The 15,638-nt window shown below is 62.0% G+C and carries 13 protein-coding genes; 8 read left to right on the top strand and 5 right to left on the bottom strand.

The window, feature by feature from the left end; genetic code table 11:
* Positions 1-4: 4 nt before the first annotated feature.
* Complete coding sequence (locus tag OKB87_RS06515) at positions 5-268, bottom strand: hypothetical protein (RefSeq protein ID WP_005308154.1); 264 nt, start codon at positions 266-268, stop codon at positions 5-7.
* Between the two features lie 173 nt (positions 269-441).
* Here OKB87_RS06515 and OKB87_RS06510 point away from each other — a divergent pair, with 173 nt between their 5' ends.
* Both OKB87_RS06510 and OKB87_RS06505 read left to right on the top strand, forming a co-directional pair.
* Positions 442-1,263 (top strand): HDOD domain-containing protein, encoded by an 822-nt coding sequence (locus OKB87_RS06510; protein WP_016349190.1) that lies wholly within the window; start codon positions 442-444, stop codon positions 1,261-1,263.
* A 115-nt stretch (positions 1,264-1,378) separates the two neighbouring features.
* Positions 1,379-1,900: a GNAT family N-acetyltransferase gene (locus OKB87_RS06505; protein ID WP_270826940.1), complete on the top strand. Its 522-nt coding sequence runs from the start codon at positions 1,379-1,381 to the stop codon at positions 1,898-1,900.
* 120 nt (positions 1,901-2,020) lie between these two features.
* Here the strand turns inward: OKB87_RS06505 and OKB87_RS06500 are convergent, their stop codons facing one another.
* Positions 2,021-2,197 (bottom strand): hypothetical protein, encoded by a 177-nt coding sequence (locus tag OKB87_RS06500; RefSeq protein ID WP_017408838.1) that lies wholly within the window; start codon positions 2,195-2,197, stop codon positions 2,021-2,023.
* A 472-nt stretch (positions 2,198-2,669) separates the two neighbouring features.
* Positions 2,670-3,947 carry a cation:proton antiporter gene (locus tag OKB87_RS06495; protein WP_024942695.1) on the bottom strand — a complete coding sequence of 426 codons (1,278 nt, stop codon included), beginning with the start codon at positions 3,945-3,947 and terminating at the stop codon, positions 2,670-2,672.
* Between the two features lie 203 nt (positions 3,948-4,150).
* Between OKB87_RS06495 and metH the strand changes: the two genes are divergently transcribed.
* The 3 genes from metH to brnQ all read left to right on the top strand — a co-directional run bounded on the left by metH (position 4,151) and on the right by brnQ (position 10,695).
* Complete coding sequence (metH, locus tag OKB87_RS06490; protein WP_270826875.1) at positions 4,151-7,834, top strand: methionine synthase; 3,684 nt, start codon at positions 4,151-4,153, stop codon at positions 7,832-7,834.
* Between the two features lie 240 nt (positions 7,835-8,074).
* The gene (gene rimK / locus OKB87_RS06485) at positions 8,075-8,971 is read left to right on the top strand and encodes a 30S ribosomal protein S6--L-glutamate ligase (RefSeq protein WP_016349212.1); all 897 of its coding nucleotides are present in this window, start codon (positions 8,075-8,077) and stop codon (positions 8,969-8,971) included.
* 389 nt (positions 8,972-9,360) lie between these two features.
* On the top strand, positions 9,361-10,695 hold the full coding sequence (gene brnQ / locus OKB87_RS06480; RefSeq protein WP_270826874.1) for a branched-chain amino acid transport system II carrier protein: 1,335 nt from the start codon (positions 9,361-9,363) through the stop codon (positions 10,693-10,695).
* A gap of 74 nt (positions 10,696-10,769) precedes the next feature.
* On the opposite strand, the gene OKB87_RS06475 is transcribed toward brnQ, so the two are convergent.
* Positions 10,770-11,981, bottom strand: a complete 1,212-nt coding sequence (locus OKB87_RS06475; protein WP_270826872.1) for a sensor histidine kinase — start codon at positions 11,979-11,981, stop codon at positions 10,770-10,772.
* A gap of 43 nt (positions 11,982-12,024) precedes the next feature.
* Complete coding sequence (locus OKB87_RS06470) at positions 12,025-12,693, bottom strand: response regulator transcription factor (protein ID WP_010635346.1); 669 nt, start codon at positions 12,691-12,693, stop codon at positions 12,025-12,027.
* Between the two features lie 90 nt (positions 12,694-12,783).
* On the opposite strand from OKB87_RS06470, the gene OKB87_RS06465 reads away from it, so the two are divergent.
* The 3 genes from OKB87_RS06465 (at position 12,784) to aerA (ending at position 15,540) form a co-directional block, all read left to right on the top strand.
* Positions 12,784-13,200, top strand: a complete 417-nt coding sequence (locus tag OKB87_RS06465) for a hypothetical protein (RefSeq protein ID WP_039212931.1) — start codon at positions 12,784-12,786, stop codon at positions 13,198-13,200.
* A gap of 85 nt (positions 13,201-13,285) precedes the next feature.
* Positions 13,286-13,765 (top strand): hypothetical protein, encoded by a 480-nt coding sequence (locus tag OKB87_RS06460; protein WP_016349216.1) that lies wholly within the window; start codon positions 13,286-13,288, stop codon positions 13,763-13,765.
* Between the two features lie 293 nt (positions 13,766-14,058).
* Positions 14,059-15,540: a beta-barrel pore-forming toxin aerolysin gene (gene aerA, locus OKB87_RS06455; protein ID WP_270826870.1), complete on the top strand. Its 1,482-nt coding sequence runs from the start codon at positions 14,059-14,061 to the stop codon at positions 15,538-15,540.
* The last annotated feature ends 98 nt before the right edge of the window (positions 15,541-15,638 follow it).

The following is a 15,638-nucleotide window of genomic DNA, read 5'->3' as shown; positions in this document are numbered from 1 at the left end:
GCGTTTATTCGGCCCAGGGCATCTCGGGCAGGGAGTCCAGAAACTGGCCGTAGCGCTCGAGGTTGAAGGGGCCCTGATCCGCTTCCATCGCCATCAGCTCGGCCCCCAGGGCACAGGCGATATATTGCAGCGCCTCTTCACGGGGCGTGCCCTTCATCACCAGCCGCATCAGGGTCGCCTTGACCTGCAGCGGGTGGCCGTCGCTCAGCTGGTTGTCGACCATCTCCAGCAGGGTTTGTTCGTCGAAGAACTCGGTGGGTTCGCTCATGTGCTGTGCCTCGTCATGTCATAAAGGATGCCAGTATAGCGAGATAGCTATTAACACATTGAAATATTTCGATAAAAACATTTCGGTAGGGGCGGTTTTTGTTACCCATAATTAATGTGGGTTTGCTGTCGGCAAACGACAACCATCATAAAATCGCATGGACGGATATCAATATGCCCACCATAGACTCGCTGTTATCCAAGCCCCAGAACCTGCCCAACGTGCCTGAAGTCATGCGCGAACTGGTGCAGACCTTCAACGAGAAAGAGCCGGATATCCTGCTGATTGCCAAGAAGATCAACAAGGATCCGGTGATCTCCGCCAAGCTGCTGCGGCTGGCCAACTCCGCCAAGTTTGGCGGCAGTCGCCAGGTCGCCACCGTCAACGAGGCCGTGGTGCGGCTCGGGGTCGACGTGGTGCGCAACATGGTGCTCGCCTGCGGCCTGACCGGTTCCATCAATGCGGTGCCCGGCATCGATCTCAAACATTTCTGGGGCAAGGTATTCGACGTGGCCGAACTGGCCAGACGGCTGGCCAAGCTCAAGGGCATGAAGGGGGAGGAGGTGTTCACCTGCGCCCTGCTCTACGACATGGGGCGGCTCATCATGCACGTAGGGCTGCCGGAGAACATGGTGAACCACATCAAGGATCTGGAGCCCAGCAAGGGGCGCGCCAAGGCCGAGGAGCTGGTGGTCGGCTTCAACTATGCCCAGACCGGGGCCGAGATGGCCAGGCGCTGGCAATTCCCCCTGAGCATCTGCCATGCGGTGGAGTATCACTACAACCCCTTGCTGGCCAAGGAGTTCTCTGCCGAGGCCGCCCTCATCCATCTGGCCATCGCCCTGGCGGCGCAGTCCGACGTGGGGGACGAGGCACCGCCCGAGTGGCCCGCCCAGGTGGCCGAGCGGCTCGGTCTCTCCTGGTCCGACTGCGCGGCGGTTTTCGTGGCGCTGCGCGAGCAGGGCAATGGCTACGCCGGGCTGTTGGCGGCCTGACGCGGCTGATTTCATTGACCAGGGCCGCACTGCGGCCCTTTTTCATGGTGACGGCCTTGCCAATAGCCGGTGGCGGGGGCAGTCTTGGGGCCTGTCTCTTATGCGAGCCCTTGTCATGATCCTCTCCGAGCGCCTGGAACTGCGCGAACTGACCGTTGCCGATGCCCCCTTCATTGTCGAATTGCTCAACGACCCCGACTTTCACCGCTACATCGGCGATCGGGGTATCCGCACTCTGCAGGATGCCGAAAACTACATCCAGCAGGGGCCGGCGGTCAGTTATGCCCGCCACGGTCACGGCCTCTATCTGGTGGCCCGGCGCAGCGACGGCGCCAAGCTCGGCATCTGCGGGCTGATCAAGCGCGATACCCTGCCTTGTGAAGACATCGGCTACGCCTTCCTGCCTGCCTATCGCGGTCAGGGTTATGGTATCGAAGCGGCGCAGGCGGCGCTGCAGGATGGTCGGGAGCGGCTCGGCATCAAGCAGGTCGTCGCCATCGTCACCCCGGGCAACGAGCGCTCGGTGGCGCTGCTGGCCAAGCTGGGGCTGGTGCAGAGCAGGTTGGTCAAACTGGCCGAGGATGCGGATGAGTGTCTGCTGCTGGAGGCGGAAGGAGCGCAGGCCTGCCGGGTCTGAGAGCGGCCAAGAGTGCGGATGCTGGCTAGGTGATGCAGGGAAAATTTGTGGGAGTGAGACAAAGAGGCCGCCGTGAGTTGCGGCCTGTCTGCATCGGGCGCTGCCGTTGGGCAGGCAGGATCAGTTGAGGTCTTCGATGGAGAACTCGCCAGCGATGCCGTCACAGGAGATGGCAAAACCGCCGCTGAAGCGGGTGCTGAACTGGATCAGGAACCCGTCGTCATCGTGCTCTTGCACGGGCAGGTTGATGGGCTTGCTGCGACGCAGGGGTTTGTGTGTTTGTACTGCTTTCATCATGGTATTTCTCTATATCAATTAGGTGTTTGCTCCTTGTATTGGCAAATGTCAGGTTAATGGGCGCGGTCAGCACGATTGCGGACGAGCGCGCAGGAATACCCAGCCCGGTTCAGGGGCGTCTGCACTTTCAAGGAATACGCCAAGGACCATGCGGATGCATGATGCTACTTGGGAGTGGGCAGATCGGGTCTGCACCGTGAGAGCCGGGCAACGCAGGCAGACAGCCTGAACGGTTCTCAAGGCGAGTAAATCAGAAGAAGGTTATGCGGGTACTGGCAGGATTCATCGTGAGGTGAAGCATTTCAGGGTAAACATAATCAGGGCTGATTAACTAGCCGGCGCGCATTCTCTCCTCGATATGCGTAAAAAGCAAACAATTATTTGCAGTTTTGCCTTGAGGGTCGTCTGTCGGCCACAAAAAGGGCTCCTGAGGGAGCCCTTTTTTCATCGCCAGGTGACGTCAGCCGGCGACTCAGTAGTGGCCGCTGGCCTTCTTGGCGGCGGTGATCATCGGGGTGATGGTCATGCCCTGTACCACGATGGAGAACATCACCACCGAGTAGGTCATCACCAGGATCACTTCCCGCAGGTCGACGCCGTGTTCCGGCAGCATCATGACGCCGGAGGGGAGCGCCAGCGCCATGGCCATGGCCAGACCGCCGCGCAGGCCGCCCCAGGTGAGGATCCGCACCGAGAACTTGTTGTAGCTGCGATAGCGGCGGAAGGCCATGTAGGGCAGCGACACGCTGATGAAGCGGGCGGCGAGGCAGAGCGGTACCGCGATGACCAGCAGGATCCAGTCACGCCAGGCCAGATCCAGCAGCACCAGCGCCAGACCGATCAGCAGGAACAGCAGGGCGTTGAGGAACTGGTCCATCAACTCCCAGAAGTGATCCAGGTGATGGCTGCTCTGCTCGGAGAAGCCGGAATGACGGGTCCAGTTGCCGATCATGATGCCGGTCACCACCATGGCCAGGGCGCCAGAGACGCCGATCATGTTGGCGAAGGCGAAGCCGGCGGTGGGGATGCAGAGGGTCAACAGCAGCTCCAGCGAACCATCGTCGGTGGCGCTGATCATCACGTGGGCGATGAGGCCCAGCACGGCGCCGAACAGGATGCCGCCGAGGGCCTCATGCAGGAACAGGCCGGCCACGCTGCCGAAGGTGGGCTCGACGCCGCCGAACGCCACGGCGAACACGGTGGCGAAGATCACCAGACCGACACCGTCGTTGAACAGCGACTCCCCTTCGATCTGGATGGCGATCTGGGGCGGCGCCTTCATCTTCTTGACGATGGCCAGTACGGCGATGGGGTCGGTGGGGGAGATCAGGGCACCGAACAGCATGCAATAGACCAGCGGCAGCTCCCAGCCCAGCAGCTTGGCGATGAACCAGAAGCCGTAGCCGACCATGAAGGTGGAGAGCAGGGTCGCCACGATGGAGAGAATGGTGATCTCCCACTTCTGGCTGCGCAGGGCTTTCAGATTGATCCCGAGACCGCCGGCGAACAGCAGGAAGCCCAGGATCCCCTTCAGCAGGAAATTCTGGAAGTCGATGCTCTCCATGGTCTTGACGGCCAGGGGTTCCAGATTGAACCAGCCCAGCTTACCGAACAGCACCAGCAGCGCGGAGATCAGCATGGAACCCGCGGTGATGGCGATGGTGGTCTGGATCTTCACAACATACTGATTGGCAAAGGCGATAAAGATCGCCAACGCTGCCAGGAAGCAGAGTGTGTAGTAGACGCTCATAGTTATTTTTCTCTTTAGTAAACAGCAAGCACGTGTCCGGATTGAGGACGGGCATAGGGTACTCTTGGGTCACATGTTACTCATTACCTATTTATGAGTATATAGGTCACTGATATAGACAGATAGACGGCTAGATTTCCATTTGATTTGTTTGCTGTTAGGATGCTGTTTACGCAGTTGCATGGATGTAAGAGGAACGAGCGGTGTCGAACAAAAAGTCGGATCTGACAAACAAACTGGAAGCCTGTCTCAAGGAGCGGATCCTGATCATCGATGGCGCCATGGGCACCATGATCCAGGGCTACAAGCTCGGTGAGGCCGATTATCGCGGCGCGCGCTTCGCCGACTGGCACACCGACATCAAGGGCAACAATGACCTGCTGGTGCTGACCCGTCCCGCCGTGATTCGCGAGATCCACGAGCAGTACTGTGCCGCCGGCGCCGACATCCTCGAGACCAACACCTTCAACGCCACCCGCATCGCCATGGCCGACTACGAGATGGAAGAGTTCTCGGCCGAGATCAACCGCGAGGCTGCCCGGCTGGCGCGCGCGGTGGCCGACGAGTGGACGGCGAAAGAGCCCCACAAGCCGCGCTTCGTGGCAGGGGTCTTGGGCCCGACCAACCGCACTGCCTCCATCTCGCCGGATGTGAACGATCCCGGCAAGCGTAACGTCACCTATGACCAGCTGGTGGCCGCCTACACCGAATCGACCCACGCCCTGATCGAGGGTGGTGCCGACATCATTCTGATCGAGACCATCTTCGATACCCTCAACGCCAAGGCCGCCGCCTTCGCGGTGGAAGGGGTGTTCGAGGCTCTGGGCTACAGCCTGCCGGTGATGATCTCGGGCACCATCACGGACGCCTCCGGCCGTACCCTTTCCGGCCAGACCACCGAAGCCTTCTATCACTCGCTGCGCCACGTCAAACCGGTCTCGTTCGGTCTCAACTGCGCGCTCGGGCCGGATGAGCTGCGCCAGTACGTGGAGGAGCTCTCTCGCATCAGCGAGACCCATGTCAGCGCCCATCCCAACGCGGGCCTGCCCAATGCGTTTGGCGAGTACGACCTCGATGCCGTCGAGATGGCCGAGCATATCCGCGAGTGGGCTGCGAGCGGCTTTCTCAACCTGGTGGGCGGCTGCTGCGGCACCACCCCGACCCATATTCGCGCCATGGCGGACGCCGTGGCGGGCATCAAGCCGCGCGCCCTGCCCGAGCTGCCGGTAGCCTGCCGGCTGTCGGGCCTCGAGCCCCTCATCATCACCCCCGAATCCATGTTCGTGAACGTGGGGGAGCGCACCAACGTCACCGGCTCGGCCAAGTTCAAGCGGCTGATCAAGGAAGGGCTCTACGACGAGGCCCTCGACGTCGCCAAGCAGCAGGTGGAGAGCGGCGCCCAGATCATCGACATCAACATGGACGAGGGGATGCTGGACGCCGAGGCGGCCATGGTGCGCTTCTTGAACCTGATTGCCGGCGAGCCGGACATCGCCCGGGTGCCGGTGATGATCGACTCTTCCAAGTGGGAGGTGCTGGAGGCCGGCCTCAAGTGCGTGCAGGGCAAGCCGGTGGTCAACTCCATCTCCATGAAGGAGGGGGAGGAGAAATTCATCCAGCAGGCCAGATTGCTGCGCCGCTACGGCGCCGCCGTCATCGTGATGGCGTTCGACGAGGTGGGCCAGGCCGATACCCGGGAGCGCAAGTTCGAGATCTGCCAGCGCGCCTACCGCATTCTGGTGGATCGGGTGGGCTTCCCGCCGGAAGACATCATCTTCGATCCCAACATCTTCGCGGTGGCGACCGGCATCGACGAGCACAACAACTACGCGGTGGACTTCATCGACGCGGTGAAGGACATCAAGCAGAACCTGCCCCACGCCATGATCTCTGGCGGCGTCTCCAACGTCTCGTTTTCGTTTCGTGGCAACGAGCCGGTGCGCGAGGCGATCCACGCGGTGTTCCTCTATCACGCCATCCAGAACGGCATGGACATGGGGATCGTCAACGCCGGTCAGCTGGCCATCTATGAAGACATCCCGGCCGAGCTGAAGGAGAAGGTCGAGGCTGTGGTGCTGAACCTCAATCCAGACGCTACCGAGGCGCTGCTGGCCATCGCCGAGCGCTATCGCGGTGGTGGTGCCCAGGCGGAGGATCCGCGGGATCAGGCGTGGCGCAGCTGGCCGGTGGGCAAGCGGCTGGAGCACGCGCTGGTCAAGGGGATCACCGATTTCATCGAGGAGGATACCGAAGAGGCACGCAGCCAGGCTGAGAAGCCGCTGCACGTGATCGAGGGGCCGCTGATGGACGGGATGAACGTGGTAGGCGATCTGTTCGGCGCCGGCAAGATGTTCCTGCCCCAGGTGGTGAAGTCGGCGCGGGTGATGAAGCGGGCAGTCGCCTACCTGCAGCCCTATATCGAGGCCGAGAAGTCCGGCGGTTCCAGCAACGGCAAAATCGTGATGGCCACCGTGAAGGGGGACGTGCACGACATTGGCAAGAACATCGTCGGGGTGGTGTTGCAGTGCAACAACTACGAGATCGTCGATCTCGGGGTCATGGTCTCTTGCGAGACGATCCTCAAGACGGCGCGGGAGGTCAATGCCGACATCATCGGCCTGTCGGGCCTGATCACCCCGTCGCTGGACGAGATGGTGCACGTGGCGAAAGAGATGGAGCGCCAGGGCTTCAAGTTGCCGCTGCTCATCGGCGGCGCCACCACCTCCAAGGCCCACACCGCGGTGAAGATTGAGCAGAACTACTCCGAGCCGGTGGTCTATGTCTCCAACGCCTCCCGCGCGGTCGGGGTGGCCCAGAGCCTGCTGAGCCCTGAGCTCAAGCCCGCCTTCGTGGCCCGCATCGACAAGGAGTATGAGATTGCCCGCGAGCAGCACGCCCGCAAGCAGCCGCGTTCCAAGCCGGTCAGTCTGGCCCACGCCCGTGCCAACCGCCATCAGCTGGACTGGGTCGGCTATCAGCCATCCAAGCCCCGGGAGCCCGGCGTGCAGACCTTCGAGGATGTGCCGGTCTCGGTGCTGCGCCCCTACATCGACTGGACCCCGTTCTTCCTGAGCTGGGAGCTGGCGGGCAAGTTCCCCCGCATCCTGGAAGATGAGGTGGTGGGGGAGGAGGCAACACGCCTCTACGCCGACGCCAACGCCATGCTGGATCAGCTGGAACAGGATCGGAGCGTGCGCTGCGCCGGCATCATAGGTCTGTTCCCCGCCAACGCGGTGGGCGACAGCATCGAGGTCTACACCGACGAGTCGCGCAGCGAGGTACGCAAGGTGCTGCATCATCTGCGCCAGCAGAGCGAGAAGCAGGGCTTCCCCAACTACTGTCTGGCAGACTATGTGGCCCCGAAGGAGAGCGGCAAACCGGACTGGATCGGTGCCTTCGCGGTGACCGGCGGCATCGGCGAGGAGGCCATCGCCAAGGCCTACAAGGCAGAGCACGACGACTACAACGCCATCCTCATTCAGGCGGTGTGCGATCGCCTCGCCGAAGCCTTCGCCGAGTACCTGCACGAACAGGTGCGTAAAGTGCACTGGGGCTATGCCCCGGACGAAGCGCTCAGCAACGAAGAGCTGATCCGCGAGAACTATCGCGGCATCCGCCCGGCACCGGGCTACCCGGCCTGCCCGGAGCACACCGAGAAGGGGAGCATCTGGGAACTGCTGGAGGTGGAGCAGGCCATCGGCATGAAGCTCACCGAATCCTACGCCATGTGGCCGGGGGCGGCGGTGTCGGGCTGGTATTTCTCCCACCCCGACAGCAAGTACTTCGCGGTGGCGCAGATCCAGCAGGATCAGGTGGAAGATTATGCCCAGCGCAAGGGGATGACGCTGGCCGAAGCCGAGCGCTGGCTGGGGCCGAACCTGCATTAAAGGGGGTGGCAACCGGGCCAATCGCGATTGATCCTGGATGAACAACGGCGGCATCCTGTACTGGGGGACAGACCAGTCTGGTGCCGCCGTTTGACAATCTGGTGACGGCGGGATGGCAGCGCAGGTTTCTGTGTGGTTTGTCTTGTTGTCAGGAGAAACAATTGGCGTTGTCTTGGCGCTGTGGCACCTTATACTCTCCCGCCCCATCCTGCCCAGGCACTGCCTTCTAGCGGAATTGTCATGAAGATCGCCATTTTATCCCGTGAGCCCAACAACTACTCCACCCGCCGTCTGGTCGAGGTGGCGCAGGCGCGCGGTCATCAGGTCGAGGTGCTCGACACCCTGCGCTGTTACATGAACATCGCCTCCCACAACCCCTCCATCCACTACGAAGGGCGGGAACTGGAGAGCTATGATGCGGTGATCCCGCGCATCGGGGCCAGCATCACCTTCTACGGCACCGCCGTGCTGCGCCAGTTCGAGATGATGAACACCATGGCGCTCAACAGCTCGGTGGCCATCTCCCGCTCCCGCGACAAGCTGCGGGCCATGCAGCTGCTCTCCCGCCACGGCATCGGCCTGCCGGTGACCGGCTATGCCCACAGCACCCACGACGTGCCTGACCTCATCACCATGGTGGGCGGCGCGCCGCTGGTAGTGAAGCTGCTGGAGGGAACCCAGGGTATCGGCGTGGTGCTGTGCGAGACCCAGAAGGCTGCCGAGAGCGTGATCGAGGCCTTCATCCAGACCAACAACAACATCCTGGTGCAGGAGTACATCCGCGAGGCCAACGGCGCCGACATCCGCTGTCTGGTGGTCAACGGCAAGGTGGTGGCCGCCATGCGCCGCCAGGCCCAGCCGGGGGAGTTTCGCTCCAATCTGCATCGGGGCGGCACCGCCGAGGCGATCAAGATAAGCCCGGAAGAGCGGGCCACCGCGGTGCAGGCCGCCAAGATCATGGGGCTGGACGTGGCCGGGGTGGATATCCTGCGCAGTGCCCGCGGCCCGCTGGTGCTGGAGGTGAACTCCTCCCCCGGCCTGCAAGGGGTGGAAGCGGCCTCCGGCAAGGACGTGGCCGGCAAGATCATCGAGTTTCTCGAGCTCAAGGCGAGTCGCAAGCACAAGCCGGCGGAGTGACGCCGGGCTTGCCGCCATTCCATCACACAGGGCGCCTTCGGGCGCCCTGTTGTTTTTGGGGCTGATCGCTCGGCTGGGCGGGTGGCTCGAACCTGCGGGGGCCGCGAACGGCAAGACAGGTAACAAATGACGCTGGTTGCGGCATTATCATCTGTTGCAAAATTGCACCGCACCAATATCAAACACCATTGCTTAATTATTTTCTGGATGAAGTGACTGGATTGCCGTGCCGCACTTGCCTCCAGTTGGCACAAACGCTCTACTTGTCGCCCTTCGCAGGTCGCGAAACATAAAAATTTAATAAAACTATCTGCGGATTTTTTGCACGAATAAACCATTCGTGCCGACTTCCGTCATGATTTGACATTGTCATAGGCAGATTACGCAGCATGAATAACCAAAAATTAACATCCAGAGACATAGTCGCGTTGGGCTTCATGACCTTCGCGCTCTTCGTCGGTGCCGGCAACATCATCTTCCCGCCCATGGTGGGGTTGCAGGCCGGTGAACAGGTGTGGGGCGCCGCCGCCGGCTTCCTGCTGACGGCGGTCGGCCTGCCGGTGCTCACAGTAATGGCGCTGGCCAAGGTCGGGGGCGGTGTGGATGCCCTGAGTGCGCCCATCGGCCGCAAGGCCGGGCTGCTGCTCGCCACCGTCTGCTATCTGGCCGTGGGGCCGCTGTTTGCCACCCCGCGTACGGCGACCGTCTCCTACGAGGTGGGACTGGCGCCGCTGTTTGGCGACGATGGCTCGGCCCTGCTGATCTACAGCCTGGTCTACTTCAGCCTGGTGATCGGCATCTCCCTCTATCCGGGCCGACTGCTCGACACCGTGGGCCACGTGCTGGCGCCGATCAAGATCCTGGCGCTGGCGGCGCTGGGTCTCGCCGTTCTGCTGTGGCCTGCCGGTTCCGCCATCCCTGCCGTCGAAAGCTACCAGCATCAGCCTTTCTCCAACGGTTTCGTCAATGGCTACCTCACCATGGACACCCTGGGCGCCATGGTGTTTGGCATCGTCATCGTCAATGCGGCCCGCTCGCGCGGGGTGAGCAGCGCCAAGTTGCTGACCCGTTATACCGTACTGGCCGGCCTTATCGCCGGGATGGGCTTGACGCTGGTCTATCTCAGCCTGTTCCGCCTGGGTTCGGTGAGCGGTGAACTGGTACCCCATGCCCAGAATGGCGCCGAGATCCTGCACGCTTACGTCCAGCACACCTTTGGCAACATGGGCAGCGGTTTCCTCGCACTGCTTATCTTCATCGCCTGTCTGGTGACGGCTGTCGGCCTGACCTGTGCCTGCGCCGAGTTCTTCGCCCAGTACCTGCCGCTCTCCTACCGCACTCTGGTGCTGCTGCTGGGCGGCTTCTCCATGCTGGTTTCGAACCTGGGACTGAGCCACCTGATCCAGCTCTCGGTGCCGGTACTGACCGCCATCTATCCCCCCTGCATCGTGCTGGTGGTACTGAGCTTCACCCTGCGCTGGTGGGTCAACGGCACCCGGGTGGTGGGGCCTGTCATGCTGATCAGCCTGCTGTTCGGCCTGCTCGACGGGCTCAAGGCCTCGGCCCTGGCCGGCTTGCTGCCGGCCTGGAGCCTCGCCCTGCCCCTGAACGAGCAGGGGCTGGCCTGGCTGCCGCCCTCGCTGTGTGCCCTGCTGCTGGCGGCCCTCTGGGATCGCCTGCAGGGTCGCCCACAGGTGGCGTCTGTCAGCAAGAGCGCGGCCTGAATGCAAGACCGGCCTCCTGGCCGGTTTTGGTGGCGGAAACAATGAACAAGGCGCCCTCGGGCGCCTTGTTGTTTTTACTCCCGCATCGCCAGTCTGGCACTGAAGATACCGCCCTCCAGCCGGGTCTCTATCTGCCAGCCCAGCTTCTCGCAGATGCGCTGGATGATGGTGAGGCCGCAGCCGTAACCGAGGATCTGGTCCGGCGCGGCGGCGGTGGGGTTGCTGATGGTGAGTACGGGGCCGGCCAGCTCGATGTCGATGTGCCCCTCGGCGTAGCTGAGGGCATTCTTCAGCAGGTTGCCGAGCGCAATGGCGAGCAGGGAGAGGGGGGCCAGCGCCTCGCTCTCATCGTCCAGCTGCAACCGGATATCCAGCTCCTCCCGCTGCAGCAGCGGGGCGAGGCGTGCCAGCTCCTGGCGAATGAGCGGCGCCACCTGCTGGGGCGGGCGCTCCACCGGCTCCTTGCGGCCCAGCAGCAGAAAGGTCTCGGTGAGCAGCGCCATCTCGTCGGCGGCGGCGCGAATGCGGGTGGTGGCGCGAGCGGCGGGCGCGGGCAGGTCAGTCACCTTGCCGAGCAGGGCGGCCGAGCCCTGGATCACCATGTTGGGGGTGCGCAGCTCGTGGCTGGCGAAGCGGCTGAACTCCTGCTCGCGGGCAAACACGGCGGCCACCTCCTGCTTGCCGGCCAGCAGCGCCAGCTCGATGTCCCTGAGCTCCTGCCAGGGGGCATCGGGCACGAAGTCGGCCTGATCCGGGGTGAGGTGGGCGACCCGCTGCTGCAGCCGCTGCAGCGGCCGGGTGATGTGGCGCACCAGCCAGATGCCAAAGCCGATGCAACCGAGCAGCAGGGCCAGCCCGATCAGCCGGGTCGCCAGGTGCAGCTGATCCTCGTAGGGATCCAGGTAGTCATCGGCGTCGTCGTTGAACACCAAGTAGAGCAGCCCCTCACCGGACGGATGGGGCCGCACCAGAAAGTGCTTGTCCTCGTCCCCCAGCACGTGTTCGTAGAAGCCCGGACTCTGGTAGGGCTTGAGCCAGACCGGCAGGCGGCCGGCCTCGGTCCAGTAGCTGGAAAACTGGCGCGGGCTGGGGGCGGGGGCTGCCATGCCGAGCCGCAGCCAGTCGTCGCTGTAGCGGGTCACCTCGGCCTCCAGCCAGTGGCGCAGGCTGAGCTCCTCCATCTTGTCCTCGGCTACCACCATCAGCAGGCTGATGATGATCAGCAGCAGCAGGCCGGCGCCGCTCAGGGTGAGGATCAGGCGACGGCGCAGGCTGGGCAGGCTCATGACGGCCTCCCGGCAGGCAGGTTCAGGCAGCGCTGGCGGCTCATCATGGGGTCACCAGCCGATAGCCCTGGCCGTGCAGGGTTTCCAGCATGGGAGCGGGGAAGGGCTTGTCGAGGGCGTTGCGCAGGGCATAGATGTGGCTGCGCAGGGCGTCGGAGTCGGGCTCCTCGTCGCCCCAGACGGTGTCGAGCACCTCCTGGCGAGTGACCAGCGCCGGGGCCCGGCGGGCCAGCAGGGTGAGGATCTGGAACGGGATCTTGCCGAGCTTGAGTTCGACCCCGGCCCGGGTGGCGCGGCCGCTGGCGGGATCCAGGGTCAGCTCGCCCACGCACAGCGCCCCCATGTCGCTGCGCGGGCCGCGCAGGGCCAGCGCCTGCAGCCGCACTTCCAGCTCCTCCATGGCGAACGGCTTGACCAGATAGTCGTCGCCGCCGGCCTTGAAGCCTGCCAGCTTGTCGTCCAGGCTGTCGCGGGCGGTGAGAAACAGCACGGGGGTCGGGATCCCCTGCTCCCGCAGGCGGGCCACCGTGCTGAGGCCATCGAGGCGCGGCATCATGACGTCCATGATGATGACGTCGAAGCGCTGCTCGGCCAGCAGCTGCAGGGCCGCCTGGCCGTGATAGGCGCAGTCCAGCCGGTGACCCGCCAGCTCCAGATAATCCATGATGGTTTCCGCGACCTGGGGATTGTCTTCCACCACCAGTATTTTCATGCTTTGATCTCCTGGTCTTGACCGGCATTTCACGGTCATCTCACACCGGATGAGGCATCCTGTGTGGCAGTGTAACCCCGAGGATCCCCGATGAAGAAGTCTCTCTGCACTCTCCTGCTGCTGATCTTGCTGCCACTCGGCGCTGCGCAGTCGGCGGAGTTCAAATTGACCGGCCGCACCACCTGGCAGCTGGGCCAGCTGATGGTCAACGGCATCCCCTTTGTGCTCGACGAACAGACCCGCTTCAAGGACGGGCTGAGTGAGGATGATCTCGGCGGTACCTGGGTCGACCTGGAAGGGGTGGTCGAGGGCGAGCTGCGGCTGATCCGGGAGGTCGAGAAGCTGGAAGAGGATGACGAGATGGATCTGGAAGGGCCGGTGGAGCAGGGGCGGATCTGGGGTTATGTCACCTCGGATGACAGCCTGGCCCCGTTCGAAGGACGCTGGCTGGAGCTGGAGTGCAAGTTTGACGGCATGCGCCTGAGCCGCTGCCGCGAGGATGACTGAGCCAGGCCGGCGTGGCGCTGGCGGAAAAATGGTACAGCTGGGTCCATAGTTAAACCTCGCACTGTTTGACCATGGGCCTTTTGCTATGACACGTACTTCCCTCCTGCTGCTGACACTGCCGCTCTGCGCTCTGGCGGCCGATGGCGAGCTCTGGTTGGTGGAGCTGGAACACAACGATGGCCTGCGCCTGCAGTTTCAGGGCGCCGAACTCGAACTCGGCAACGCCGCGCTGAGCGGGGTGGCAGGCAACGATGAGCTCAGACCCGGCATGCGTCTGGCTATCCTCAGCCGTGACGGAGTCGCCGAGCGGATCGGCATGGCCGACGCCATCGCCGGATTCTTGCCGACCAGCCAGTGGCGCCGGGCCGAAGCCTCGCTGCTGGCGGTTACGGGCCGCGCCCTGCGGCTGCAGGGGCTCGGCGTGCTGGCTTTCGATGACGATACCCGCTGGCTGAACGGCAGCCCGGCCGACCTGCAACCAGGCCGCAAGCTGGTGCTCAGTCGTAACGAGCAGGGGCGCCTGACCGAGATCCTGATCGCCAATCCGGAAGATGAACCAGAATAAGAACCGTGTCATCCCATGACTTAATATATATTTTGCTAAATTAGAAATATCTTTTTATCTATATTAAAAAATGATTAAGTAATGAATAAAATAATAAAGTAAACGCTCTGATATTATTATCGTTAATATTGAAAGTCCTCAGTTTATTATTTTATTAATATTGTGCATGCATTAAAATGTGGTCTGGATCGCATATTGAAGCCAATCTGACTGATATTGTCGTACTCACATGTCACCTGCTGATATATAAGCGCTGGTGAATGTATGTCAATGTTCAATATATTGGGGTTACTATGCAAAAACTAAAAATAACTGGCTTGCCATTGATCATATCCGGCCTGCTGATGGCACAGGCTCACGCGGCAGAGCCCGTCTATCCAGACCAGCTGCGCCTGTTTTCACTGGGCCAGGAGGTCTGTGGCGACAAGTATCGCCCTATTACTCGAGAAGAAGCCCAGAGCGTTAAAAGCAATATTGTCAATATGATGGGGCAGTGGCAAATAAGCGGTCTGGCCAACGGCTGGGTAATAATGGGCCCGGGTTATAATGGTGAAATTAAACCGGGCTCGGCGTCCAATACCTGGTGTTACCCAGTCAATCCTGTCACCGGAGAAATACCAACCTTGTCTGCCCTGGATATTCCAGACGGTGACGAGGTGGACGTGCAGTGGCGACTGGTTCACGACAGTGCGAATTTCATCAAGCCAACCAGCTATCTGGCGCATTATCTCGGTTATGCCTGGGTGGGCGGCAATCACAGCCAATATGTCGGTGAAGACATGGACGTGACCCGTGATGGCGATGGCTGGGTGATCCGTGGCAACAATGACGGCGGTTGCGAGGGGTATCGTTGTGGCGAGAAGACGGCCATCAAGGTCAGCAACTTTGCGTACAACCTGGACCCTGACAGCTTCAAACATGGTGACGTCACCCAGTCTGATCGCCAGCTGGTCAAGACGGTGGTGGGTTGGGCGATCAACGACAGCGACACCCCGCAATCCGGGTATGATGTCACCCTGCGTTACGATACCGCCACCAACTGGTCCAAGACCAACACCTATGGCCTGAGCGAGAAGGTGACCACCAAGAACAAGTTCAAGTGGCCACTGGTAGGGGAAACCGAACTCTCCATCGAGATTGCGGCCAACCAGTCCTGGGCATCCCAGAATGGGGGCTCCACCACCACCTCCCTGTCGCAATCCGTGCGGCCGACGGTGCCGGCCCGCTCCAAGATCCCGGTGAAGATCGAGCTCTACAAGGCTGACATCTCCTATCCCTATGAATTCAAGGCCGATGTCAGCTATGACTTGACGCTGAGTGGCTTCCTGCGCTGGGGCGGCAATGCCTGGTATACCCATCCGGACAACCGCCCGAACTGGAACCACACCTTCGTCATCGGGCCGTACAAGGACAAGGCGAGCAGCATTCGTTACCAGTGGGACAAGCGCTACATCCCGGGTGAAGTGAAGTGGTGGGACTGGAACTGGACCATCCAGCAGAACGGCCTGTCTACCATGCAGAACAACCTGGCCAGAGTGCTGCGCCCGGTGCGGGCGGGGATCACCGGCGATTTCAGTGCCGAGAGTCAGTTTGCCGGCAACATCGAAATCGGTGCTCCGGTGCCGCTCGCGGCAGACAACAAGGTGCGTCGTACCCGCAGCGTGGACGGCGGTGGTCAGGGCCTGAGGCTGGAGATCCCGCTCGATGCGCAAGAGCTCTCCGGGCTTGGCTTCAGCAATGTCAGCCTGAGCGTGACACCAGCTGCCAATCAATAACGACTGCGTGTTGTGGCAATAGAACCGGGCCTCTGGCCCGGTTGTTGTTTGTACTGGTCAGGCTTGTTAAAGGCTTGTACTTTCCATTTCCCCACTTA

It is taken from the genome of Aeromonas sp. Y318-1, assembly GCF_027706125.1.
Classification (GTDB): Bacteria; Pseudomonadota; Gammaproteobacteria; order Enterobacterales; family Aeromonadaceae; genus Aeromonas; species Aeromonas hydrophila.
Note: the sequence above shows the minus strand (reverse complement) of the source record. Positions and strands in the feature narration are given on the sequence as shown.